The following is a 23052-nucleotide window of genomic DNA, read 5'->3' as shown; positions in this document are numbered from 1 at the left end:
GTGAGCGGGCGGCGCGCGTAGGGGATCGCGCGGTGAGGCTCGCCTCGAGGGCCCACGGAGGAGACGATGACCCCTTCCCAGGACCTGGTCGAGCTGGCAGAGCTTCTCGCGGACGCCAGCGGCGCCGTGATCCGGCGCTACTTTCGCAAGGGCATCGAGGCCGACGACAAGGCGGACGCGAGCCCTGTCACGATCGCCGACCGCGAGGCCGAGGCGGCGATACGCGAGCTGCTCGCCGCGCGCGCGCCGGGACACGGGATCGTGGGAGAGGAGCTCGGCCGCCAGAACGAGGCAGCGGAGCTCGTGTGGGTGCTCGATCCCATCGACGGGACGAAGGCGTTCATCACGGGCAAGCCGCTCTTCGGCACGCTCATCGCCCTGCTGCATCGGGGGCGGCCGGTGCTCGGCGTCATCGACCAGCCCGTCCTCGGCGATCGCTGGCTCGGCGTCCTGGGCCGGCAGACGCTCTGGAACGGCGAGCCGGCGCGCGTCCGGGCGTGCGCGGGGCTGCCGCTCGCGCGCCTCTCCACCACGGGCCCGCAGTACTTCCCGCCGGCGAAGACCCGCGCCTTCGGGGAGGTCGCGTCCCGGGCCAAGCTCGTGAGCTACGGCGGGGATTGTTACCAGTATGGCCTCGTGGCGAGCGGCAGCATCGACGTGGTCGTCGAGTATGGCCTCAAGCTCCACGATTTCGCGGCGCTCGTCCCGGTGATCACCGGCGCCGGAGGGGTCATGACGGACTGGGAAGGGCGCCCGCTCGACGCCGCGAGCGGCGGTGACGTGGTGGCCGCCGGCGACCCGCGCACCCACGCCGAGGTGCTCGCCGCGCTCCGCGCCGGCGATCCCCGGCAGGGCGCGCGCTGACGCGCGCCGACGTCGGAGCGCCGGCGGCGGCTCACGCCCGGAGCCCTCGGAACTGGAGGGCGAGCGAGCTCTTCAGCACGGGATCCAGCGCCGCCGCGAGCGTCACGAAGCCGCTGAGCCAGGACAGGAGCGCCGCGAAGTAGAGGGCGAAGATGTTGTGCGCCGCGGCGAGCGGGTCGATGTCGCCCGCGACCTCGCCGCGCGCCTGCGCGTCGCGCACCAGGCTCGCGATGCGGTGCAGGAAAGCGAACGTGAGCGCGTTCAGCCGCTCTCCGTTCGGACCCGACGCACCGGGGAAGGCCTTCACGAACGCCTGCGAGACGAGCGGCTGCTCGCCGTACATCGCGAACAGCCGCTGAAACACGTGGATGAGCTGAGGGAGCAGGGGCTCTTTGCGCGGCAGCGCCTCGAACGCCGCGTCGACCGCGGCCGCGAGCCGGTCGTGCATCACCATCATGAGCAGATCGGCCTTGTCGCGCGCGTGCACGAACACCGTCCCCGTCGCGACCTCCGCGCGCTCCGCCACCGCCTTGGTCGTCGTGTCGTCGTACCCGAGCTCGGTGAAGAGCGCCCACGCGGCGTCCCGGATCCGCCGGCGGGTGTCGAGCTTCTGCTGGGCGCGCCCGCCGCGCTCGGGGGCCGGCGCGCTCGGCGCGGACGCGGCCGGCGCGGACGCGACCGGCGCCGACGCAACCGGAGCTCGCGGCGCCGCGGATCGCCTCCGGCGTTTCGTCGCGCTTGTAATGACCTTGCTCATCGACGGGGAACTCTGTTGCCGAGGATGCCTCCTCGTCAAGCGGCGATCTCCTTGACAGAACGAGCGCGAAGAATGACCATGGTCAGTGACTGAAGTCATCGAACGAGGGTGGTGCCATGGCTCTTGTGCATTACGACGAAGGCCTCACGATGCGGGAGGCGCGGGCGCTCTACTTCGAGGTGAACCGCTTCGGCGCGGACGGCGGGTACGGCGACGCGTGGGTCGACTTCAAGCTCGGTCCGCTCCCGGTCCCGTTCCCGAACACCCGGGCGCGCGTGCGCGCCGTGCGTTATCACGACCTGCACCACGTGCTGACGGGCTACGACACGAACGCGATCGGCGAGTTCGAGATCGCGGCCTGGGAGCTCGGCGCCGGCTGCAAGGGCTTCTTCGCGGCCTGGCAGCTCAACCTGGGCGGCCTCTTCGCGGGGCTCCTCGCGGCCCCGCGCCGGACGGTCCGCGCGTTCTTCCGCGGCCGCCGCAGCGAGAGCCTGTATGGCCGTCCGTTCGAGGAGCTGCTCGATCGAGAGGTCGGCGAGCTGCGCAGGGAGATGCGCGTCGATGAGCGCTCTTCGTCCGGCTCCAGCCCTGCGGCGCTCGACGTGCTCTGGCTCGCGCTCGCGAGCCTCGCGGGGCTCGTGGTCGGCGTCCTCGGGTTCGCGGCGGTGCTCGTCGTGGCGCCGATCGGGATCGTGAACCTGGCGCTGCGCCGGCACCGCGCGCGCAGCGCCGCTGAAGCGGGGGCCTGAGGCGAGGAGCCTGCCGGCGTTCAACCCCCGAACAGATTACGAGGGTTCAACGAACCCCCAACACCTTCTCGCATACTCCACGACCACCTCTGCGATACCGTGCTCAATCGATGACACGTCCGCGCGAATAAAATCGCCCTTGAGAGGTCCACCGGAAGCAAGGACAGTAGTTGGGCCGTTATCGGACAGACCTCTACCACCATCAAGCTTTATGAGGACGATCGCCCCGTCGCCGCGCATGCGCTCCAAGATCGGGAGGACCGCATCGATCCCTCTCCACTGCGCTGGAACTGGGCTCAAACCAAGGTGGGTTGCTACCATTGGAATGAGTCCGTAGTCATCTGTGGCCATGAAAACCCCCGGGATGTGGCACAGTAGCCTCCTGTCAAACCGCAGCCTCGATAACCTTGACGAATGGGGTTCCGAAGAAGTCTGAACCGCCACGATCGTCGACAAACTCCGAGGCGAGTACAGTACGCCACCGGACCTGAGAATGCCTCACGCACAGCATCTGTGCGCCCGTCCGGCCGCCGGCCCGCCCCCCTGCCGAAGCTCGACGCGCCCCCCGGCGCACCCCGCCCTCCCCCTCCCCAGCTTGACCTGGCCCCCGCGACGCACGAGGATCCGCCTCGTGCCCCAGCGAAAGCGTTACCTCTTCGTCTGCGTCAACCGCCGCCCGGACGGCGTTCCCAAGGGCTCCTGCGCTCAGCGCGGCGCCGAGGGCATCCACGTGCAGCTCAAGGCCGCGCTCGCCGAGCGGGGCCTCGCCAAGGTCGAGGCGCGCGCCTGCTCCGCGAGCTGCCTCGACGTCTGCTGGGCAGGCCCCGTCATCGCGGTGGAGCCTGACGGCTACTTCTACGGCCGCGTGACCCCGGCCGACGTCCCGGAGATCGTCGATGCCCTCGCCTCCGGCCGCCGCGTCGAGCGGCTCGTGCTCCCGCCCGAGGACTACACGGAGGCGACGGCCGCCCCGCCGCTGCCGGCGCCGCCGCGCGGCGCGCCCCCGGAGGCGTGATGCGCGGCTTCGAGTTCTGCGAGACCATGGCCGGGAGCTTCCACCTGGTCGACTCGCCCGCCGACGAGCGGCCCATGTCGTTCACGATCCGCGCGCGCTCGCGCGGCCTCCTCGACTTCCTGCGCAAGCCCGAGGTCGAGATCGAGGGCGAGATCGACGCCGAGGGCTTCGCAGACCACCGGTACCTCTCCGGGCGGCTCGGCCTCGACGTCGCGCGCACCGGGACCCTGCCCTACTCCTTCGAGTTCACCGCCAACGACGGCCGCCGCTGCGCGTTCGCCGGCCGGAAGACCGTGCGCCCCGGCGATCTCATGACGTCGATGACCGTCCTGCCCGGCGTCCTCGTCGGCGACGGCGGCGCGCTGATCGGCGAGGCGCTCCTCCGCTTCGACCTGCGGAGCGACCTGCTCCGGTTCCTGAGGAGCTTCCGGGCCACGAGGTAGCCACCATGCAAAGGATCGAGCCCGCAGACAGCGCGGTCATCGTCATCGACGTGCAAGAGAAGCTCGCCGGCGCGATGCCGGCGCCCCAGATGGACGCGCTCACCCGCGCGGCCACGGTGCTGATCGAGGCGGCGCGGCGGCTCGGCGCGGCGATCATCGCCACCGAGCAGTACCCCGCGGGCCTCGGTCCGACCATCGCGCCCATCGCCGAGCGGCTCGCCCAGGCGGGCGCGCCCGTCATCCCCAAGATGGAGTTCTCCGCCTGCGGCTCCGCCGAGTTCGAGCGCGCCTTGCGCACGTCGACCGCGCGCACACCCCGCGCCGCCATCGTCGTCGGCGTGGAGGCGCACGTCTGCGTCTTCCAGACCGTGCGCGACCTCGCCGCGCGCGGCGTCCTCGTCCAGGTCCCGCTCGACGGCGTCGCCTCCCGCCGCGACGACCACCGGCTCGCCGGCCTCGATCTCTGCCGCGCCGCAGGCGCCACCATCACCACCGCGGAGACCGTCGTCTTCGACTGGCTCAAGATCGCCGGGACGGACGACTTCAAGCAGCTCTCGAAGCTCATCCGCTGACCGATCCCGCGATCTTCGCGGGCGGCGCGCGGGGACCAGGTCGGCCTGTCAGTTTGTCAGGCGCCGGATCGGACTTTGTCAGACCCGTGCTCTCCTGGACATGCCGCCGACGCCTGTGACACAGTGGCGCATGGCTGACGATCTGGCACAAGTCCCCCCGAGCGCGCCGCCCGCTGGCCCCGCCGCGCCGCCGCCCGGCGCGCCGACGGTCCTCGTGGTCGATGACGAGCCGTCGAACGTCGCCTCCATCGAGAAGATCTTCCAGCGCGACGGCATGCGGGTCATCACGGCGGACAGCGCGAAGGCGGCGCTGGAGATCGTGCGCAGCCGCCGCGTCGAGGTCGTCCTGACCGACCTGATGATGCCGGGCGTCAGCGGCCTCGAGCTGCTCCGCGCGCTGAAGCAGCTCGCGCCCGACACCGAGGTCGTGATGATGACCGCCTACGGGACCGTCGAGACAGCGGTCCAGGCCATGCGCGAGGGCGCCTACGACTTCGTGGAGAAGCCGCTCAAGCGGATGACGATCATCAAGAGCGTGCGCAAGGCTGCAGAGCGCCAGTCGCTCGTCGCCGAGAACCGCTCGCTCCGGCAGGAGATCAAGCTGCTCACGAAGCGCGAGATCGTCGGATCGAGCCCGACGCTCCGCCGCGTGCTCGACATCGCGACCCAGGCGGCGCCCTCGAGCGCCACGGTGCTCGTGCTCGGCGAGAGCGGCACCGGCAAGGAGCTGCTCGCGCGCTTCATCCACGAGCGCAGCGCGCGCTCGCGGGGGCCGTTCGTCGCGGTCAACTGCGCGGCCATCCCGGAGACCATCCTCGAGGCCGAGCTCTTCGGCCACGAGCGCGGCGCGTTCACCGGCGCCCTCGCGAAGCGCGACGGCCGCTTCGCCAAGGCGGCCGGCGGCACGCTGTTCCTCGACGAGATCGGCGAGCTCTCGCCCGCCGTGCAGGTGAAGCTCCTCCGCGTGCTGCAGGAGGGCGAGTACGAGCCCGTCGGCGGCGACACGGTGCGCGCCGACGTGCGCCTGGTCGCGGCCACCAACAAGGACCTCCGCGCCGAGGTCGCCGCGGGCCGCTTCCGCGAGGACCTGTTCTACCGGCTCAACGTGATCGCGATCACGGCGCCCCCGCTCCGGACCCGCCGCGAGGACATCCCGCTCCTCGTCGACCACTTCCTCGGCATCTACTGCACGAAGAACAACCGCCCCCGCCTGGAGGCGCCGCGCGACGTGCTCGCGCGCCTGACCGACTACACGTGGCCGGGCAACGTGCGCGAGCTCGAGAACGTGATCGAGCGCGCCGTGGTCCTCTGCCGCGGCGACCAGCTCTCCGTCGACGACCTGCCCGACTTCATCCGCGAGGCCGCCCCCGCCGAGCCGAGCTCGCTCACCTTCTCGGTCGGCACGCCCCTCGACGAGGTCGAGCGCAGGCTCATCCGCGAGACGCTCCGCCACGCCCGCGGGGACAAATCCGTGGCCGCGCAGTTGCTCGGCATCTCGACGCGCACCATCTACCGAAAGCTCGGCGAGCTGGAGTGACGCCGCGCGCGCCGTCCCGCGGACACCGCGCGCGCCTGCGCGCCGGCCCCCGCGAAAATCCATTTGTCACTTTGGCAAAGGAGGCCGTCCGACACGCCCGGGGTTCGTCACCTTGGCGGGACAGCTTCCGAAAATTCGTGAAGACGCGGGAAACCACCGGCGATTGACCGCTGGCATGAAACTCGCCTAGAGGAGGATGGGCGCATGGGCATCGACGCGATCCTGAAGCGGTATTTTCCCTGGGTGCTGGGCGCGCTGATCGCGCTCGCCGCCTACTTCCAGGCGTCGGGCATGGGTCAGCTCGTGGTCTCCAGCGTCGCGATCGACGCCCCGCCGGCGCCGCCCAGCCATCCGACGCGCCCGGCGTCGTTCGGGCCGACCGCGAGCAGCACGGACCACACGACGAGCGCCGCGGCGATCCTCTCGCGCAACCCGTTCGACTCGGTGACGGGGCCGCTCGACGGCAAGCCCGTCGAGCTCCCGACCGTCCAGCACGAGCTGCCCAACAAGGACCCGTACGCGGACCCGTCCTGCGACGGCGCCCGCGTCCTCCTCATCACGCAGGCCGACGATCCCGCGTGGTCGTTCGCGGCCATGACCGGCTCGGACGGCAAGGCGATCTTGCGGCGGCAGGGGGATGAGATCAGCGGGCAGACCGTTTACTACGTGGGGTGGGATCGGGTCTGGCTGACGTCCGGCAGCTCGCGGTGCCAGGCCATCGTTGGCAGCCGCGCCGTCGCCCGCGCCAGCGCCGCGCCGGCGCCGGCGCCGGCGCCCCCGACGACGTCGACGGGCGCGGCCTCGAAGCCCCCCGCCCGCGGCGGCAAGAAGATCCCGCCGGAGATCGCCTCGAAGATCCAGCGCGTGAGCGAGACGGAGTTCAACGTGGAGCGCAGCGCCGTCGACCACATCCTGGAGAACCAGGGCGAGCTGATGCGCTCCGCGCGCATCGTCCCCGAGAAGGAGGGAGACAAGGTGGTGGGCATCCGTCTCTTCGGGATTCGCCCGGACTCTCTGCTGGGGACGCTCGGGCTGGAGAACGGAGATCGGCTGTCCAGCATCAACGGGTTTGAGATGAGCGATCCGCAGAAGGCCCTCGAGGCCTACGCGCGGCTCCGGACGGCGGACCGGCTCACGGTGAGCATCAACCGCAAGGGCAAGCCGATGAACATCGACTTCAACATCAAGTGAGCGCTCCGGACTGAATCCAGGGACGAAAGCAGGGTAGCGGCATGGCGCGATGGATAGGGACGCTGAACGAGGGGAGCCTGCTCCGGCGGACGCTGATGGTGATCGGCACGTTCGTCCTCGGCTCCCTCACGTTCGTCGGGGTCATGAGCCTCGTCCTCGTGTCGGTCGCCAAGGCCGTCCTGCCGCCCCACGAGGCGTCCCACGACAAGGAGTCCGCGGCGGACACGACGGAGGAGGCCGACAGCGAGGCCGCCGCCGGCGCGACCAAGACCGCCCTGGGCAAGACCTCCCGCTCGAAGCGGCCGCGGCCCCCCTCGCCGGCCGCGCGCGAGAGCGCGCCGAACGCTGACTGAGCGGCGCCGCCTCCCCCTACCAACCAACGCAGAGAATATCGAGTCGACTGATGGTGATGACGACCCTCGAGCGATCCTGCTGCCTCCGGAGGAGGCTCCTCGCCGCGCCGGTGGCGGCGCTCGTGCTCGCCGCCGCGGCGCCGCCCGCCGCAGCGCAGCCCGCGAACCGCGGCGCCCCCGTGCTGCGGACCCCCGGCCAGGTCCCGCCGGCGCCCGCCCGCCCCGCGCCTGCGCCGGGCGCGCCGGCCGCAGGCGCCCCACCCGCCGGCGCGCCGGGCGCAGCCGCGCCCGCGGCAGGCGCTCCGGGCGACGCCGGCGACGACCCGCTCGCCGCGGTCAAGCAAGGGGTCCAGGAGATCGAGTTCAAGCCGAAGCCCGGCGGCTACAAGGTCAGCTTCAACCTCGACGAGGCCGACCTCCCCGAGCTCGTGAAGGCCATCAGCAACATCACCGGGCGCCGCTTCATCTACGGCGGCAAGCTCCGGCAGATCAAGGCCACGGTGTACGCGCCGGAGAAGGTGACCGTCGCCGAGGCGTACAGCGCGTTCCTGTCGATCCTCGCCTCGAACGATCTCACCGTCATCCCCCACGGCCGCTTCCTCAAGATCGTGGAGACGCCAGGCGCGGTATCCGAGACGACGCCCGTGTTCGGGACCGCCACGCCCGTGCCCGCGGAGGACCGGTTCGTCACCCGCATGTACCGGCTGTCGCATATCGACGCCAACGAGGCGGGCGGCGTCCTGAGCAAGTTCAAATCGAAGGACGGCGACGTCACCGTCTACCCGCCCGGCAACCTGCTCATCATCACGGACACCGGGTCGAACATCCAGCGCATGCTGCGGATCGTCGAGGAGATCGACGTCGGCGGCGCCGGCGATCAGCTCTGGGTGCAGCCCGTTCATTACGGCTCCGCGGCGGAGGTCGCGACCAAGCTGAACGAGATCGTCGACCCGAGCAGGGCCGCGGCGGGCGGCGGCAGGCCCGGCAGGGGCGGCGCCGGCGGCACCGGCGCCCGCATCATCGCGGACGACAGGACCAACTCGCTCGTCATCACCGCGACCGAGCCGGACTACCTGCGCGTCCTCGGCATCCTGAAGCGCCTCGACGTGCCGCAGACGGGCGAGGGGCAGGTCCACGTGCTCTCGCTCCAGCACGCCGGCTGCAAGGAGCTGTCGGCGACGCTGAACCAGATCCTCGGCGGCGGAGCGGGCGGGGGCGGAGCGGCCGTCGGCGGCAGGCCGGGCGCGCGCGCCGCCCCCGCGGTGCCGGGCTCGACCGACGACATCTTCGAGGGGCAGGTCAAGGTCACCTGCGACGAGGCGAGCAACAAGCTCCTCATCACGTCGTCACCCCACGACTACGCCCAGCTGCGCACCGTGATCGACCAGCTCGACGAGCCCCGGCGGCAGGTGTTCATCGAGGCCGTGATCATGGACGTGAACGTCAGCCGCTCGCTCGATTTCGGCATCGGCTACCACGCCGGCGCGCCGTTCAACGGCCTCAACCCCGACGACAGCGTCGTCTACGGCGGCAACAACATCCGCCAGTCCGTCATCGGCCTGCCGGCGCAGCTCGGCGCGCTCGCGCTGGGCGTCAAGGGACCCGCGATCACGGGCTCGAACAACATCCTCGGGACGGGCATCTCGATCCCCGCGTTCGGCGTCGTCCTCCACGCGCTGGCCCAGGACGGCGACTCCAACGTCCTCGCGACGCCGCACATCCTCGCGACCGACAACGTGGCGGCCGAGATCTCGATCGGCCAGAACATCCCGCTGCAGACCAACGTGGGCGGCGGCGGGCTCAACCAGCTCGCGAGCCTGGCGGGCGGCGCGGGCGCGGCGGGCGGGCTCGGCGCGCTCGGCGGCCTGCTCGGCGGCCTCGGCGGCCTCGGCGGCGGCGCCGCCGCGCGCCAGGACGTCGGCACGAAGATCAAGGTCGTCCCCCACGTCAACGACTCGGATCAGGTGCGGCTGGAGCTCTCCGAGGAGATCTCCGACGCGGGCGCCCCCCTCGAGGGCGCGCTCGGCGCGATCCCCATCAACAAGCGCACCGCGAGCACAACGCTCGTCGTCCGGGACCAGCAGACCGTCGTGATCGGCGGCCTCATGCGCGACGGCATGACCACCTCGGAGACGAAGATCCCCGTGCTGGGCGACATCCCGGTGCTCGGGTTCCTCTTCCGGCAGCGGGTCAAGACGAAGACGAAGACGAACCTCCTCCTCGTGCTGACGCCCTACGTGATCCGCGACCAGGACGACCTCCGGACCATCTTCGAGCGCAAGATGCAGGAGCGGCAGGAGTTCATCGACCGTTACTTCGTCTTCAGCGAGAGCGCCGCGTGGGAGCCGCCGCGCGACTTCGGCCGCGCGAACGGGCTCCTCGAGGACATCCGCCAGTCGATGCTGGCCGAGGAAGAGCGAGCGCGCCTCGAGGAGGAGGCGCGCCCGAAGGGGCCGCGCGAGCACGTGCCGGTGGATCCGGTCGGCCTGCCGACGTTCGGCGGCAAGGCCACCGGCGCGGTGAATATGCAGCCCGGCATGGTCGACATGGAGGGCGAGCCGGCCCAGCTGCCGCCGCCGCCGAACGGCGCCCCGCCGCAGCGGCCCACGCGGCGGCCGCCGGGCGGACGGCAGATGGAGCGCGTGGAATGAGCCTGCAGCAGCAGCAGTACCTCGGCGAGATCCTGATCCGGCGGGGCGTCGTCCCCGCGGAGCGGCTGGTGCCGCTCTACGACACCGTCCGCGAGCGCGGTCAGCCGCTCGCGGACCTCATCGTCTCGTCCAACATCGCCGACGAGGCGAGCATCGCCAGGGCGCTCGCGGAGGAGTGCGAGGTCGGCCTCCTCCCGCGCATCGACATCGACGCGGTGCCGCTCGATCTCGCGAGCCGGGTGCCGATCACGTACGCCAAGCAGCACAAGATCCTGCCGCTCGCCGAGCACGACGGGGTCGTCTACTGCGCCGTCGCCGACCCCCTCGACACGACGGCGATCGACGACGTGCGGGCGCTGTTCGGCAAGCCCGTCGAGATCGCGGTCGCCACGAGCGACGTCGTGCTGAACGCGATCAACCGCATCTGGGAGCGCAAGGAGGACGGCGGCGCGAAGCTCGAGGGCGACACGGCGCTCGAGGAGGACAACCTCGTCGACATCATCGACTCCGACGACGACGCCCCGATCATCGCCTGGGTCAACGGCCTCTTCGCGCAGGCGGTCCGCGAGCGGGCGAGCGACATCCACATCGAGCCCGAGGAGCGCGACGTCGTCGTCCGCTACCGGATCGACGGCGAGCTCTACGTCGCGAAGCGCGCCTCGAAGCAGTTCATGGCGCCGATCATCGCCCGCGTGAAGATCATGGCGGCGCTCAACATCGCCGAGAAGCGGCTCCCGCAGGACGGCCGCATCACGCTGAAGATCGCGGGCAAGAGCGTCGACATCCGCGTCTCGACCGTGCCGACGAGCCGCGGCTTCGAGCGGATCGTGATGCGCATCCTGCACAAGGCGTCGGTCCTGCTCGGGCTCGACGACCTCGGCTTCGCGCCGCGCGAGTTCGCCATCATGGACGCGCTCATCCAGCGGCCGGACGGCATCATCCTCGTCACCGGCCCGACCGGCAGCGGCAAGACGACCACGCTCTACGCCTGCCTCAACCGGATCAACGAGCCCAGCCGGAACATCCTCACGGCCGAGGACCCGGTCGAGTACGAGATCGGCGGCATCCACCAGATCCACGTCCACCCCGGGATCGGGCTCACCTTCGCCTCGGCGCTCCGCGCGTTCCTCCGGCAGGATCCGGACGTGATCATGGTCGGCGAGATCCGCGACAAGGAGACCGCAGAGATCGCCATCCACGCGTCGCTCACCGGCCACCTGGTGCTCTCGACCCTCCACACGAACGACGCGGCCAGCGCGGTGACCCGCCTCGTCGAGATGGAGATCGAGCCCTTCCTCGTGCGGAGCAGCGTGATCGGCATCCTCGCCCAGCGCCTCGTGCGCCTGCTCTGCCCGGCGTGCAAGGTCCCCTACCGGCCCTCCGATTACGAGCTGCAGCAGCTCGGCCTCGACGAGGACCGGCTCGCCTGGAAGGCGCGGCGGAAGGTCTCGGCCCGCTACAGCGTGCACGGACAGAAATACGACTACATCGGGCAGGACATCGATCGGGCCGTGTTCTACAAGCCCGGGGGCTGCGACGCCTGCAACCAGAAGGGGTTCATCGGCCGGCGGGGCATCTACGAGCAGATGGTCATCGACGACGCCGTGGGTCCGCACATCCTGAAGAGCGCGGACGCGCAGACCATCAAGCGGGTCGCCATCTCCCAGGGGATGGATACGCTCCGGGACGACGGGGCGCGCAAGGTGCTCAAGGGCATCACCACCGTCGAGGAGGTCCTCGCGGCGACGCAGGAAGACGTCATCGTCGACGAGTAGGGAAGGCCGTGGCGGTATTCGAATACAAAGGCATCCTCGTCGGCACCGGAAAGCCGGTCAAAGGGGTCCGCGACGCGGAGAACGCGAAGGCCCTCCGGGTCGCCCTGCGCAAGGACGGCATCATGCTCACCGGCGCGACCGAGGAGCAGGCCGCGAAGGCGAAGGCGAAGCGCGATATCAAGATCTTCGCCTTCGCGGGCCGCCCCTCGACGTCGGACATCGCCGTGATGACCCGCCAGCTCGCGACGCTCATCGGCGCCGGCATCCCGCTCTTCGAGTCGCTCAACGCGCTCATCGAGCAGGTCGAGAAGGAGTCGCTGAAGAAGGTGCTCACGCAGGTGCGCGAGCAGGTGCGCGAAGGCACGAGCTTCGCCAAGGCGCTCGAGGCGCACCCCTCGGTCTTCCCGCCGCTCTACGTGAGCATGGTGCGCGCCGGCGAGGCGTCCGGCACGCTCGAGGGCGTGCTGACCCGCCTGACGACCTTCATGGAGAACCAGGCGAAGCTCGTGGGCAAGGTGACCGCCGCCCTCGCCTACCCCGCGCTGATGGCGCTCATCGGCATCGGGCTCATCTCGGTCCTCATGGTCGCGGTCGTGCCGAACGTGACAGGCATCTTCGCCTCCATGGACCAGGCGCTGCCCTGGTACACGGCGGCGCTCATCGGCACGTCGGCGTTCGCCTCGAGCTACTGGTGGCTCGTCCTGCTCGCGATCGTGGGCGCGGTGTACGGGTTCCGCCGCTGGGTGCGGACGCCGAAGGGCCGCCTCGCGTGGGACACGTTCGTGCTGCGGGCGCCCATCTTCGGCAAGCTCATCCAGATGCTGTCCATCGCGCGCTTCGCGCGGACCCTCGCGACCCTGCTGTCGTCGGGCGTCGCGCTCCTCAGCGCGATGGACATCGTCCGGAGCGTGCTCGGCAACGCCGCCCTGGAGAAGGTCATCGTCGACGCCATCGCGTCGATCCGCGAGGGCCAGAGCATCGCCGAGCCGCTGAAGCGGAGCGGCCGGTTCCCGCCGATCGTCACCCACATGATCGCCATCGGCGAGAGGAGCGGGCAGCTGGAGGCGATGCTGGAGAACGTGGCCAACGCCTACGACTCCGCCGTGGAGACCCGCGTCCAGGTGCTCACGAGCCTGCTCGAGCCGCTCATGATCGTCATCATGGGCGGCGCGGTCGCGTTCATCGCGATATCCATCCTCATGCCGCTCATCCAGATGTCGAGCTTCGTCGGGTAGGTGGCTATGGGGCGGCGCAGGCAGCGAGAGAGCACGATCTTCTTCCCCTGGGAGCGCGGCGGCGGGCTCTTCCGGCGGACCGGCATGGCGCGGGCGAGGCCCTTCGCCGCGGGCCTCGCGATGGTGGTCCTCCTGCTGCTCCTCGGCGCGCGCGAGCGGCGGCTCGTGGGAATTCGCTCGACCCGCGCGACGTTGTCCGTGGTCCACGGGGCGATCACCCTGTACCGCGCCGATCACGAGCGGCGGTGCCCGGGTTCCCTGGAAGAGCTGAAGCGCGAGGGATACCTCGCGATCGACCCGGTCGACGCGTGGGGCAGGCCGCTCCGGCTCACCTGCCCTGGAAGGAAGGATCCGGACGGATACGATCTCATGAGCGACGGGCCGGACGGCGAAATAGGCGGCCTTGACAGGGTGGAGTGAGAGATGGAGACGAACAGAGCAAGCAGCGCAAGAAGGATTCGACGGCTGAGCCGGAAGCTCTCGCGGGGCGTGACCCTGGTCGAGGTGCTCATCGTCGTGACGATCATGGCGATCATCGCCGGCGGCGCCACGCTCGTGGTGTGGCCGAAGCTCAAGCAGTCGCGCGTCAAGAGCGCCTATACCGGGGCGACGGTCATCAAGACCGCCGCCGAGCAGTACCAGCAGCTCGGGGCGGGCGGCGAAGGGTGCCCGACGATCCAGGCGCTGGTCAGCGCGAAGCAGATCGACGGCAACAAGATCGACGATCCCTGGGGCCAGCCGTACAAGATCAAGTGTGACGAGAACAACGATATCCATGTCGTCTCGTCCGGCGACGACAAGAAAGAGAACACCCCGGACGACATCCGGGATGACATGAAGCAATCGGATCTCAACAAGATCGCGGAGATGTAGCGCCGCGCCGGGAGCAGGAGCGCCCATGACACGCCGCCGGACGAGGGGACTCACGCTGGTCGAGGTGCTGATCACCGTCACGGTGATCGCGCTCATCAGCGGCTCGGTCATGCTCGGCATGGGCGCGGTCACGAGCGCGCGGCTGAAGCGCAGCGCGGCGCTGCTCGCCGGCGCCGTCCGGGTCGCGTACGCCCACGCGAACGCGAAGTCGAAGCCGGTGCGGCTGGTGTTCGATTTCGAGGAGCGGATGATCGTGCTCGAGGAGTCCACCGGCGAGCTCCTCGTCGAGCGGAACGACCGGGCCGGCGGCGCCGCCGCGGCGACGGAGGCCGAGAAGGCGGCCACGGCGGAGGCCGAGGCGATCCTGAAGGGGCCGCGCGCGCCGCGGCCGTCGTTCGAGCCGGCGAAGGCGTACGGCTTCAACCCCGAGAAGGACAGGCCCGGCAAGGAGCTGTCGAGCGGCGTGCGCTTCCTCCAGGTGGAGACCGGGCACCAGGACGAGCCCGTGACGGAGGGGCGGGCGTATCTCTACTTCTGGCCCGGAGGCCAGACCGAGCACGCCGCGATCCAGCTCAGCCTTGGCGGCGGGGAGACCGAGGACGCGGTGATGACGGTGCTCGTCTCGCCGCTGACCGGCAAGACGGAGCTCAGGAAGGGCAAGGCGAGCATGCCCAGGCCGCGCGACGACGCCGAGGCGTCCGAGCGCGAGGACACGGGGTTTTGATGCGCGCCCGCGGCTTCACCCTGCTGGAAGTGATGGTGGCGGTGGCCATCCTCGGCCTCGGGCTGACGGCGATCCTCTCCGCGCAGGCCGGCGCCTTCTCGGCCGCGGCGCACGCGAGGAACCTCAGCCTCGCGAACGGGCTCGCGCGCTGCAAGATGACCGAGCTCGAGGAGCGGCTCGCCAAGGACGGCCTGCCGGCGCTCGACGAGGCCGACAGCGGGCCGTGCTGCGAGGGCGACGAGTCGCCCAACATCAAGTGCAGCTGGCGCATCGAGAAGCCCGAGATGCCCGAGCCCAAGTACGGCGATCTGGACCTCGACACCAACCTCGAGGGGCTCGGGGCGCTCGGCAAGCCGGGCGAGTCGAGCGGCACCGCGGCCCCGAGCGGCAACCTCGATGATCTCGCGCAATCGCTGGTCGGCGGCGGCGCGGGGGGCGGCGAGTCGGCCGGCGGGATCTCGGGGCTCCTGCAGCCGTTCGTCGACATGCTCGCGCCGACGCTCCAGCCCATCTTCGAGGCGAGCGCGCGGCGGGTGACGGTCAAGCTGACCTGGCAGCAAGGGTCTCGGGAGCACTCGTTCGAGCTCGTGCAGTGGGTCACGATCCCCCAGATGGGCCAGCCCGACGCGGGCACGGGCGAGGGAGGAGGAGGACCGTGACGGCGCGAAGGACGAGCTCTCTCCGCGGGCGCCGCCGCTCGCGCGCGGTGACCCTCCTCGAGGTCCTCGTCTCGGTCGGCATCCTGGCGCTGATCGGGACGCTCATCTACGGCGCGTTCGACGGCATGAGCCGGGCGCGCTCGGGCATCGCGCGGATGGGCGATCGCTACCACCAGGGCCGCGCGGCGATCGCGCGCATCTCGCGCGAGCTCCAGACGGCGTTCCTGTCCAGGCACCAGCCGGCCGACAAGAACATCGTCGCGCGGCTCACCGCGTTCGCCGGCGAGGACTCGTCGCCCGCCGACCGCGTCGATTTCACCGCGTTCGCGCACCGGAGGCTCCTCCGGAACGCGCACGAGTCCGATCAGTGCGAGATCGGCTATTTCGGCGCGCGCGACCCGGAGCACGACAGGCTCGATCTCGTGCGGCGAGAGGCGAGGACCATCGACACCGAGCCGACGAGGGGCGGAGTCGTCAACGTGCTCGCCGAGGACATCGAGAGCTTCAATCTCCAGTACCTCGACCCGATCACCGGGGAGTGGGTCGACTCGTGGGACTCGACGCAGCCGGCGGCGCAGCTCGACCGGCTCCCCTCGCAGGTGTGGGTGACGCTGGTCCTGAACGGCGGGCCTGGCGGGCAGCCGATCAAGTTCGAGTCGAAGGTGCCACTCCCGATGCAGGTCCCCATCGCCTTCGGGGCCAACTGAGCCATGAGCCGCCCGAGGAGCCCCCACGCCGAGGAGCGCGCCGCAGAGAGGCCGCGCTCCAGGCGCGCACGCGCGCGCCGCCGCCTCCGGAGGCGGCGCGACCGGCGCGGCGTGGCGCTGGTCATGGTGCTCGGCGCGATCACGGTGCTCACCGTGTTCCTGACCGAGCTCCAGGAGGAGACCTCGACCGAGCTCTCCGCGGCGCTCGCCGATCGCGACGCGCTGCGGGCCGAGTACTACGCGAAGAGCGCCGTGAACCTGTCGCGGATGCTCATCGCCTCCGAGCCGAGCGTCAGCACGGCGATCGGACCGATGCTCGCGATCGTCGGGATCAAGGGGAAGTTCCAGGTGCCGGTCTGGAAGTTCACCGACATGTTCCTCGGCCCCTTCAACGCGCAGCTCGCCGGGGCCGCGGGCGAGGGCAGCGCGGCGCCGCCCCCGGAGGCCGCGGGCGAGGGCAGCGCGGCGGGCAAGAACCTGGGGCTCACCGGCGGCGGCCGCTTCGAGCTCAAGATCGTCGACGAGGACTCGAAGATCAACGTCAACCGCGCAGCCGACGACGTGGGCGGCATCTCCGATCAGATCGCCGTGGGGAACCAGCTGCTCAGCCTGATGAGCGACGCGCAGTACAACGCGCTCTTCGAGGAGCGCGACGGAGACGGCCAGTTCTCGGACCGCGCGACCATCTGCAGCGCGCTCATCGACTGGGCCGACCCCGGCGACCAGACGTTCGCCTGCGACGCGACGTCGAACGCCCCGAGCTCCACCGGCGCAGAGGACAGCTTTTACCAGACGGTCGGCCTCGCCTATCAGCGCAAGAACGCCCCGTTCGACTCGATCGACGAGCTGCGGCTGGTCCGGGGCATGAACGACGACTTCTGGGCGACGTTCGTCGACCCGGATCCGAGCAACCCGGACAAGAGGGTCCTGACCGTCTGGGGCAGCCGGAAGCAGAAGGTGAACGTCTCGTCGGCGAACGCGCTGACGCTGCTCAGGCTCACGTGCACCGCCGATTTCGTGGATATTGCGACGACGACGCTCTGCACCGACGTGAACCAGCAGACGGCGTTCCTCACCGTGGCGTCGCTCGTGCAGAGCATGACCGGGGGGCTGCTCTTCCCCACACCGAAAGATTATGTCGATGCGATGACCCAGAAAGCGGGCAGCTCGCTCGGGGGGATGCTCGGGCAGCAGTTCAAGGCGATGGGCGTGGAAGCGGTGAAGTTCAAGCCGAACGTCACGAAGTCGCTCGGCAACAGGACCAACTTCCTGAGCATCTACGCCGATGGCATCGTCCCTGGAAACAAGCGTGAGACGCGCGTGCGCGTCCATGCGGTGGTCGACCTCACGGGGGCGACGCCGCTCGGCCAGGGCGGCAGTGGCGGCAACGGTGGCAATGGCGGCAGCGGTGGCAATGGCGGCAGCGGTGGCAGCGGTGGCGCCGCTCCAACGCCGGAAACGTACGAACAGCAGGTACGATCGAACCCTGCCGGGACGATCATCTACTATCGCATCGAATAGGACACCCCTCCGGGAAGAAGCGCGCAAATGCACAGGCTGCTCGGGATAGATGCTGGGAAATCCGTGGTGCGGGCGGCGCTCATCCGCACCACGTACAGGAGGGTCTTCGTCGAGGCTCTCGGCGAGGCGGCCGTCACGGACGGCGTCTCCGAGGCCGAGGCCATCCGCGCCGCCGTGGGGCTCCACCGCCCCGACGCCGCGGCGATCGCGCTCTCCGGAGAGAAATCGTTCTACCGCCGCCTGGACCTGCCCGCGGCCGCGCAGAAGGAGGTCGAGAACATCCTCGGCTTCGAGCTCGAGGCCACGGTGCCGTTCGAGATGGAAGACGCCGTCTTCGACCACCGCCTGCTGAAGCGGCCGCCCGGCGTGGAGACGCTGCCGGTCTTCGCCGCCGTCGCGCGCACGGACGACGTGCGCGAGCGCATCGCCGTCGTGAAGGAGGCGCTCGGCTTCGAGCCGGAGCGGGTCGCGCTGGGCGCGGTGTCGCTCGCCAACCTCGAGGCGGTGATGCCGGAGCTCGCCGCGCCGTCGCGCGAGGCGATGACGGGCGCTAGCGCGCCGATCGCCCTGCTCGACCTCGACTACCTCACGTCCGAGATCGTGATCGTCTCCGGCGGCGAGCCGGTCTTCGCCAGGACGCTGTCGCGCGGGACGGCCGGCCTCCCCGGCACCGCGCCGGCGCTCGCGCGCGAGCTGCGCCAGACGCTCGCGGCGTGGCGCAACCTCGGCGGCGAGCCGCTCGCGGGGATGTACCTCGTCGGCGGCGGCGCCACGGCGCAGGGCGCGGAGATGTTCCTGTCGACGCAGCTCGGCCTCACGATCCTGCCGCTCCCGACCCCTCGCATCGAGGGGCTCACGCCCGAGCAGGCCGCGGCGCTGCCCCGCTTCGCCAAGGCGCTCGGGCTCGCGCTCGGGCTGACGCCGAAGACCAAGGGGTTCAACCTCCGGAAGGGCGCGCTCGAGGCCGAGCGCAGCTACCCGTTCCTGCGCGAGAAGATCCCGATCCTCGCCGGCCTCGGCACCGTCATCGCGCTGAGCTTCGGCTTCTCCATCGTCGCGGAGCTGCGCACCCTCGACGCGGAGCGGGAGCTGCTCTCCGCCTCGCTCGCGACCGCCTCCCACGACGTGCTCGGCGAGGAGACGAGCGACCCGCAGAAGGCCCGCGAGCTGCTCGAGCAGGGCCCCGGCGCGGCTGACGAGGATCCGATGCCCCGCGTCGACGCCTTCGACGTCATGGTGCAGCTCTCGAAGGCCGTGCCGAAGGAGATCACGCACGACGTGCTCGAGCTCGACGTGAACCGCGGCCACGTGACCCTCCAGGGCGTCGTCCCGTCGGTGTCGGACGCGCAGATCATCGCGGATCACATGAAGGAGCACCGCTGCTTCCGCGACGTGAAGATCGGCCGCACGAGCCAGTTCACGGAGGGCAAGCACAAGTACGTCCTCGAGCTGGATCTCAAGTGCGAGGACAAGGCGAAGAAGAAGAAGACCGGCGCCGCCGACGCGGCGGAGAGCGCCTCGGCCGGCGCGCCGGAGAAGCCGGAGGGATCGCGATGACGCTCCGCGAGCGACTCGACAAGCTGGAGCCGCGCGAGCGCCGGCTCCTCACCATCCTCCTCGGATTCCTGGGGGTGCTCGTCCTCTTGCTCGTGCCGATCGGGCTCGCGAGCGTCGCGTCCAGCAAGCGCGCCCAGAACCAGGAGATCCGCGATCTGCTCCAGTCGATCTACGAGGCCTCGGGGAAGGTCAGCGAGCGCAAGGCGCTGAAGGACGCGCTGCTCGCGCGCTATTCGCGGCCGGCGCCCGCGCTCGCCGGCTTCATCGAGGACGCGGCGAAGCAGCAGCAGCTCACCGCCGCCGAGTCGCAGGATCGCCCGGACGTCCCGCACGGCAAGAAGTACACCGAGCGGATCACGGTGGTGAAGATGCACAGGATCGGGATGCTCGGGCTCGCGAAGATGCTCGAGCATATCGAGGGCTCGGGCCACCCGGTCGCGGTGACGAAGCTGAACCTCAAGCCACGCGCCGGAGAGCCGGACTCCTACGAGGTCGAGCTCGGCATCTCGGCGTTCGACCGGAAGGGCGAGCCCCCGCCGGCGAGCCCCCCCGCGCCGTCCGCGCCCCCCGCCGCCGAAGAGGAGCAGGAGCCATGAAGGCGCGGCTCATCAAGATCGCGAGGTGGGCGGCTTATCCGCTCTTTTACCTCTTCTGTCTGGGCCTCTTCGGCTACCTCACGTTCCCCTACGACCGGCTCAAGGACCGGCTGATCGCCGAGTTCGACCGCACGCAGCAGAAGCGGGGCCCGAGCCAGGCGCAGCGCCTCGAGATCGACGAGCTCGACTCGTACTGGTTCACGGGGGTCGAGATGAAGGGCGTGCGGCTCATCCTGCCGCCGGGCGAGCTCGGCTCGGGCAGCAGGCCGAGCGGCGCCGCGGCCTTCGCCTCGGGCGACGCCGCCAAGGACAGCGCGCCGAAGCCGAGCGTCATCGAGATCGACGAGGCGCACGCGCGGCTGAAGATCCTGCCCCTCCTGATCGGGCGGATGCGGGTCTCGTTCTGGGCCAGCGTGTTCGGCGGCGAGATCGAGGGCGTGGTCCCGATGGGCCGATCGGGCGGCGACGTCCACGTCGAGGTCGCGAACGTGGAGCTCGCCAAGGTGGGTCCGCTCGGCGAGATCCTTGGCCTGCCGATCGCCGGCACGCTGAGCGCGAACCTCGATCTCAGCGCGCCCGAGGGCAAATTCAACAAGGCGAACGGCGCGCTCGAGGTCTCCGCCAAGGAGGTCTCGGTCGGCGACGGCAAGACGAAGATCCAGGGGCTCATCGCGCTCCCGGAGGCCAAGCTCGGGGAGCTGCTCCTGTCGGCGGAGGCGAAGGACGGCGTCCTCAAGGTCACGAAGATGTCCGCGAACGGCCAGGACCTCGAGCTCGACGGCGACGGCAAGGTCAACATGCGTGAGCCGTGGAACAACTCCACGGCGGATCTCTACGTGCGCTTCAAGTTCACCGACGCCTACCGATCGAAGAGCGATCTCACGAAATCGCTGCTCGGCGCGCCGGGGTCGAGCGTGCCCGGGCTGATCGAGATGCAGCAGCCCAAGATGAAGCGGTCCAAGCGAGCCGACGGCTTCTACGGCTGGCACGTCCACGGCCCGCTGAAGAAGCCCCGGTTCGACCCGCACGCGGCCGAGTCGCCCGCCGCTCGGGGCCGCACGCCTGGCGCGAGCCCGGCCACGACCACGAGGAAGCCCGGCGGCATCAACATGCCCCTCGGCGCCTCCGAGGCCGCCCCGAGGGACGGCGAGGAGCACGAGCCCTCCATGATGCCCCCGCCACCGCCCCCTCCCTCCACCGAGGACGAGTCGCCTACACGGCCGCCGTCTCCTCCGCCTGTAGACGGCGAGGGCACGCCTCCCGTTGAATAGAGCGAGGTGCAAAATTCGTGGGACACGGGCTCGGCCGCTGGGCCGGCGAGTGAGGCGTACGAAGCACGCCGCAGCGAGCCGAACGACGCGGACGAGCCCGTAGCGCACGAAGGCGCGCCCCGCTCCAGGACCCGGACTCACGCTCCAAGGACTCGGTGATGGGGGATCCCAGCTGGCAGCAGAACCGGCGCGTTTTGCTGATCGACGACGACGAGGCCATCCACGAGGATTTCCGCAGGATCCTCCGATCCGACGCGGAGGGCTCGGCCCTCGCGAGCCCCCAGCCGGCGCGGCTCCGCGAGCCGCCCGCCCGGCGGCCGGTGAGGTTCGAGCTCACGTCCGCGACCCGCGGGGAGGAGGGGCTGGCGAAGGTCCGCGAGGCGCAGCAGAGCGGCGCGCCGTACGCGCTCGTGTTCGTGGACGCGCGCATGCCGGGGTGGGACGGCCTCGAGACGCTCTCGCGCATCTGGAAGGAAGACGGCGCCATCCAGGCCGTCCTCTGCGCGGCGGACTCGGATGACTCGTGGGAGGAGATCGCCGCCCGGTTCGGGCAGACCGACAACCTCCTCATCCTCGCCAAGCCGTTCGGCCCGAGCGAGGTCCGCCAGATGGCCTTCGCGCTCACCGAGAAGTGGAACCAGCGCCGCGCCCTCGCCGAGGCCAACTACAAGGTGTCGACGCAGTACACCGTGACCAGGATCCTCGTCGAGTCGACGACGCTCGCGGAGGGCGTCCCGGCGCTCCTCGGCGCGCTCGGGGAGACGCTCGGCTTCCGGTTCGCCGCCCTGTGGCTCGGCGACGACGAGAGCAAAGGGCTGCGCTGCGAGCACACCTGGAGCGCCGCGCCCGACGACGCGATCGCGCTCGAGGCGGCGACCCGGGGCGCGCGCTTCGCCCGCGACGCCGGGCTGCCAGGCCGCGCGCTCGCCCAGGGAGAGCCGACCTGGTTCAGCGACCTCGACGCCGAGGCGGACGACCCGCGCGCGCGGGCGGCGCGGCACGCCGGCCTCCGCTTCGCGGTCGAGCTCCCCATCTCGGTCCGCGCCGACGCGCAGGTCGCGGCCGTGCTGGAGCTCATGGACGCCGAGCCGCGCGCGCCCGATCCGGGGCTGCTCGACGTGCTGCTCGCGATCGCCGCCAAGGCCGGCCACTTCATCGGCAGCAAGCGCGTCGAGGCGGCCCTGCGCCGGAGCGAGGCGAACAACCGCGCGCTCCTCTACGCCATCCCCGACACGATCCTCCGGATCGACAGCGACGGGATCTGCCTGGACTTCAAGGCCTCCCGCGACCCGAGGCCGTCGCTCCGGGCCGGGGATCTCCTGCACAGGCACGTCGGCAACGTGTTCCCCGCCCACGTCGCCGAGCAGATCACCGGCCTCGTGGCGCGAGCGCTCGCGGACGAGGCGACGCACGTCTTCGAGTACCAGGAGCAGCTGGCGGGCAGCGCGCGCGACTACGAGGTCCGGATCGCCGGCAGCGATCGGGCGGAGGCGGTCGTCATCGTCCGGGACATCACGGAGCGAAAGCGCGCCGAGGCGGAGACCGAGGCGCGACGCGCACGGGAGGAGGCCCTCCGGGCGCAGAACGAGATCCTCGCGGCGCTGTCGACCCCGCTCATCCCGATCAGCGACGACATCGTCGTGATGCCGCTCGTCGGCGCCCTCGACAGCCAGCGGACGCGCCGCGTGCAGGAGACGCTGGTCCGCGGCGTCGCCGCCCGCCGCGCGCACGTCGCGATCCTCGACATCACCGGGGTGCCGCGGATCGACGGCCCGTGCGCCGACGCGCTCCTTGGCGCCGCGACGGCGGTGCGCCTGCTCGGCTCGGAGGTGATCATCACGGGCCTGAGCCCCGACGTGGCCAGGACGCTCGTCGAGATCGGCGTCGACATGAGCGGCATCGTGACGCACAACACCCTGCAGAACGGCATCGCCTCCGCGATGACCTCCGCGCGCGGACGGCGCCGGCGGCGCCGCGCGAGGGCGCGCCGGTAGCGGCGGCG

General features: G+C 70.8%; 22 protein-coding genes. 21 read left to right on the top strand and 1 reads right to left on the bottom strand.

Annotated elements, in window-relative coordinates; all coding sequences use genetic code 11:
- The first annotated feature begins 66 nt into the window (after positions 1-66).
- The gene (gene hisN, locus WMF19_RS51595) at positions 67-864 is read left to right on the top strand and encodes a histidinol-phosphatase (RefSeq protein ID WP_437897078.1); all 798 of its coding nucleotides are present in this window, start codon (positions 67-69) and stop codon (positions 862-864) included.
- A 31-nt stretch (positions 865-895) separates the two neighbouring features.
- Here hisN and WMF19_RS51590 read toward each other — a convergent pair whose 3' ends face one another.
- Positions 896-1621 (bottom strand): TetR/AcrR family transcriptional regulator, encoded by a 726-nt coding sequence (locus tag WMF19_RS51590; RefSeq protein ID WP_437897077.1) that lies wholly within the window; start codon positions 1619-1621, stop codon positions 896-898.
- Between the two features lie 116 nt (positions 1622-1737).
- Here WMF19_RS51590 and WMF19_RS51585 point away from each other — a divergent pair, with 116 nt between their 5' ends.
- The 20 genes from WMF19_RS51585 to WMF19_RS51490 all read left to right on the top strand — a co-directional run bounded on the left by WMF19_RS51585 (position 1738) and on the right by WMF19_RS51490 (position 23044).
- The gene (locus tag WMF19_RS51585) at positions 1738-2370 is read left to right on the top strand and encodes a hypothetical protein (protein ID WP_437897076.1); all 633 of its coding nucleotides are present in this window, start codon (positions 1738-1740) and stop codon (positions 2368-2370) included.
- Between the two features lie 631 nt (positions 2371-3001).
- Complete coding sequence (locus WMF19_RS51580) at positions 3002-3385, top strand: (2Fe-2S) ferredoxin domain-containing protein (protein ID WP_437326762.1); 384 nt, start codon at positions 3002-3004, stop codon at positions 3383-3385.
- Entirely contained in the window at positions 3385-3828 is a 444-nt protein-coding gene (locus WMF19_RS51575) for a hypothetical protein (protein ID WP_437897075.1), read from the top strand. Before WMF19_RS51580 ends, WMF19_RS51575 begins: the two co-directional genes overlap by 1 nt.
- Before the next feature lie 5 nt (positions 3829-3833).
- Positions 3834-4400, top strand: a complete 567-nt coding sequence (locus tag WMF19_RS51570) for an isochorismatase family protein (protein ID WP_437897074.1) — start codon at positions 3834-3836, stop codon at positions 4398-4400.
- Between the two features lie 130 nt (positions 4401-4530).
- A complete protein-coding gene (locus tag WMF19_RS51565; RefSeq protein ID WP_272096928.1) occupies positions 4531-5937 on the top strand; it encodes a sigma-54-dependent transcriptional regulator in 1407 nt (468 codons plus the stop codon).
- Positions 5938-6141: 204 nt separating this feature from the next.
- A complete protein-coding gene (gene gspC / locus WMF19_RS51560) occupies positions 6142-7128 on the top strand; it encodes a type II secretion system protein GspC (protein ID WP_437897073.1) in 987 nt (328 codons plus the stop codon).
- Positions 7129-7169: 41 nt separating this feature from the next.
- Complete coding sequence (locus tag WMF19_RS51555) at positions 7170-7481, top strand: hypothetical protein (protein ID WP_437897072.1); 312 nt, start codon at positions 7170-7172, stop codon at positions 7479-7481.
- Between the two features lie 50 nt (positions 7482-7531).
- Positions 7532-10132 carry a type II secretion system secretin GspD gene (gene gspD, locus WMF19_RS51550; protein ID WP_437897071.1) on the top strand — a complete coding sequence of 867 codons (2601 nt, stop codon included), beginning with the start codon at positions 7532-7534 and terminating at the stop codon, positions 10130-10132.
- Positions 10129-11907 (top strand): type II secretion system ATPase GspE, encoded by a 1779-nt coding sequence (gspE, locus tag WMF19_RS51545; protein ID WP_437897070.1) that lies wholly within the window; start codon positions 10129-10131, stop codon positions 11905-11907. The genes gspD and gspE overlap by 4 nt, the downstream gene beginning before the upstream one ends.
- Before the next feature lie 8 nt (positions 11908-11915).
- Positions 11916-13142, top strand: a complete 1227-nt coding sequence (gene gspF, locus WMF19_RS51540) for a type II secretion system inner membrane protein GspF (protein WP_437326757.1) — start codon at positions 11916-11918, stop codon at positions 13140-13142.
- A gap of 6 nt (positions 13143-13148) precedes the next feature.
- Positions 13149-13562: a type II secretion system protein GspG gene (locus tag WMF19_RS51535; protein WP_437326756.1), complete on the top strand. Its 414-nt coding sequence runs from the start codon at positions 13149-13151 to the stop codon at positions 13560-13562.
- A 3-nt stretch (positions 13563-13565) separates the two neighbouring features.
- Entirely contained in the window at positions 13566-14015 is a 450-nt protein-coding gene (locus WMF19_RS51530; protein WP_272096921.1) for a type II secretion system protein, read from the top strand.
- A 25-nt stretch (positions 14016-14040) separates the two neighbouring features.
- Positions 14041-14739: a pilus assembly FimT family protein gene (locus WMF19_RS51525; protein ID WP_272096920.1), complete on the top strand. Its 699-nt coding sequence runs from the start codon at positions 14041-14043 to the stop codon at positions 14737-14739.
- Positions 14739-15398 (top strand): type IV pilus modification PilV family protein, encoded by a 660-nt coding sequence (locus tag WMF19_RS51520; protein WP_272096919.1) that lies wholly within the window; start codon positions 14739-14741, stop codon positions 15396-15398. The genes WMF19_RS51525 and WMF19_RS51520 overlap by 1 nt, the downstream gene beginning before the upstream one ends.
- Complete coding sequence (locus tag WMF19_RS51515; RefSeq protein ID WP_437897069.1) at positions 15395-16105, top strand: type II secretion system protein GspJ; 711 nt, start codon at positions 15395-15397, stop codon at positions 16103-16105. Before WMF19_RS51520 ends, WMF19_RS51515 begins: the two co-directional genes overlap by 4 nt.
- 123 nt (positions 16106-16228) lie before the next feature.
- Positions 16229-17626, top strand: a complete 1398-nt coding sequence (locus WMF19_RS51510) for a general secretion pathway protein GspK (RefSeq protein WP_437897068.1) — start codon at positions 16229-16231, stop codon at positions 17624-17626.
- Positions 17627-17653: 27 nt separating this feature from the next.
- Entirely contained in the window at positions 17654-19183 is a 1530-nt protein-coding gene (gene pilM, locus WMF19_RS51505) for a type IV pilus biogenesis protein PilM (RefSeq protein WP_437897067.1), read from the top strand.
- A complete protein-coding gene (locus tag WMF19_RS51500) occupies positions 19180-19779 on the top strand; it encodes a hypothetical protein (RefSeq protein WP_437897066.1) in 600 nt (199 codons plus the stop codon). The genes pilM and WMF19_RS51500 overlap by 4 nt, the downstream gene beginning before the upstream one ends.
- Complete coding sequence (gene gspN, locus WMF19_RS51495) at positions 19776-21050, top strand: type II secretion system protein GspN (protein ID WP_437897065.1); 1275 nt, start codon at positions 19776-19778, stop codon at positions 21048-21050. Before WMF19_RS51500 ends, gspN begins: the two co-directional genes overlap by 4 nt.
- A 158-nt stretch (positions 21051-21208) precedes the next feature.
- On the top strand, positions 21209-23044 hold the full coding sequence (locus WMF19_RS51490; RefSeq protein ID WP_437897064.1) for an STAS domain-containing protein: 1836 nt from the start codon (positions 21209-21211) through the stop codon (positions 23042-23044).
- The last annotated feature ends 8 nt before the right edge of the window (positions 23045-23052 follow it).

The sequence above is a fragment of the Sorangium sp. So ce124 genome (assembly GCF_051525235.1).
Classification (GTDB): domain Bacteria; phylum Myxococcota_A; class Polyangia; order Polyangiales; family Polyangiaceae; genus Sorangium; species Sorangium atrum.
This window is presented reverse-complemented; position numbering and strand designations above follow the sequence as displayed.

Bases quoted from the DNA above. Each gene is read 5' to 3' on its own strand.
- hisN (WP_437897078.1), top strand. From the start codon at position 67: ATGACCCCTTCCCAGGACCTGGTCGAGCTGGCAGAGCTTCTCGCGGAC.
- WMF19_RS51590 (WP_437897077.1), bottom strand. From the start codon at position 1,621: ATGAGCAAGGTCATTACAAGCGCGACGAAACGCCGGAGGCGATCCGCG.
- WMF19_RS51585 (WP_437897076.1), top strand. From the start codon at position 1,738: ATGGCTCTTGTGCATTACGACGAAGGCCTCACGATGCGGGAGGCGCGG.
- WMF19_RS51575 (WP_437897075.1), top strand. From the start codon at position 3,385: ATGCGCGGCTTCGAGTTCTGCGAGACCATGGCCGGGAGCTTCCACCTG.
- WMF19_RS51570 (WP_437897074.1), top strand. From the start codon at position 3,834: ATGCAAAGGATCGAGCCCGCAGACAGCGCGGTCATCGTCATCGACGTG.
- WMF19_RS51565 (WP_272096928.1), top strand. From the start codon at position 4,531: ATGGCTGACGATCTGGCACAAGTCCCCCCGAGCGCGCCGCCCGCTGGC.
- gspC (WP_437897073.1), top strand. From the start codon at position 6,142: ATGGGCATCGACGCGATCCTGAAGCGGTATTTTCCCTGGGTGCTGGGC.
- WMF19_RS51555 (WP_437897072.1), top strand. From the start codon at position 7,170: ATGGCGCGATGGATAGGGACGCTGAACGAGGGGAGCCTGCTCCGGCGG.
- gspD (WP_437897071.1), top strand. From the start codon at position 7,532: ATGGTGATGACGACCCTCGAGCGATCCTGCTGCCTCCGGAGGAGGCTC.
- gspE (WP_437897070.1), top strand. From the start codon at position 10,129: ATGAGCCTGCAGCAGCAGCAGTACCTCGGCGAGATCCTGATCCGGCGG.
- WMF19_RS51535 (WP_437326756.1), top strand. From the start codon at position 13,149: ATGGGGCGGCGCAGGCAGCGAGAGAGCACGATCTTCTTCCCCTGGGAG.
- WMF19_RS51530 (WP_272096921.1), top strand. From the start codon at position 13,566: ATGGAGACGAACAGAGCAAGCAGCGCAAGAAGGATTCGACGGCTGAGC.
- WMF19_RS51525 (WP_272096920.1), top strand. From the start codon at position 14,041: ATGACACGCCGCCGGACGAGGGGACTCACGCTGGTCGAGGTGCTGATC.
- WMF19_RS51520 (WP_272096919.1), top strand. From the start codon at position 14,739: ATGCGCGCCCGCGGCTTCACCCTGCTGGAAGTGATGGTGGCGGTGGCC.
- WMF19_RS51510 (WP_437897068.1), top strand. From the start codon at position 16,229: ATGGTGCTCGGCGCGATCACGGTGCTCACCGTGTTCCTGACCGAGCTC.
- pilM (WP_437897067.1), top strand. From the start codon at position 17,654: ATGCACAGGCTGCTCGGGATAGATGCTGGGAAATCCGTGGTGCGGGCG.
- WMF19_RS51500 (WP_437897066.1), top strand. From the start codon at position 19,180: ATGACGCTCCGCGAGCGACTCGACAAGCTGGAGCCGCGCGAGCGCCGG.
- gspN (WP_437897065.1), top strand. From the start codon at position 19,776: ATGAAGGCGCGGCTCATCAAGATCGCGAGGTGGGCGGCTTATCCGCTC.
- WMF19_RS51490 (WP_437897064.1), top strand. From the start codon at position 21,209: ATGGGGGATCCCAGCTGGCAGCAGAACCGGCGCGTTTTGCTGATCGAC.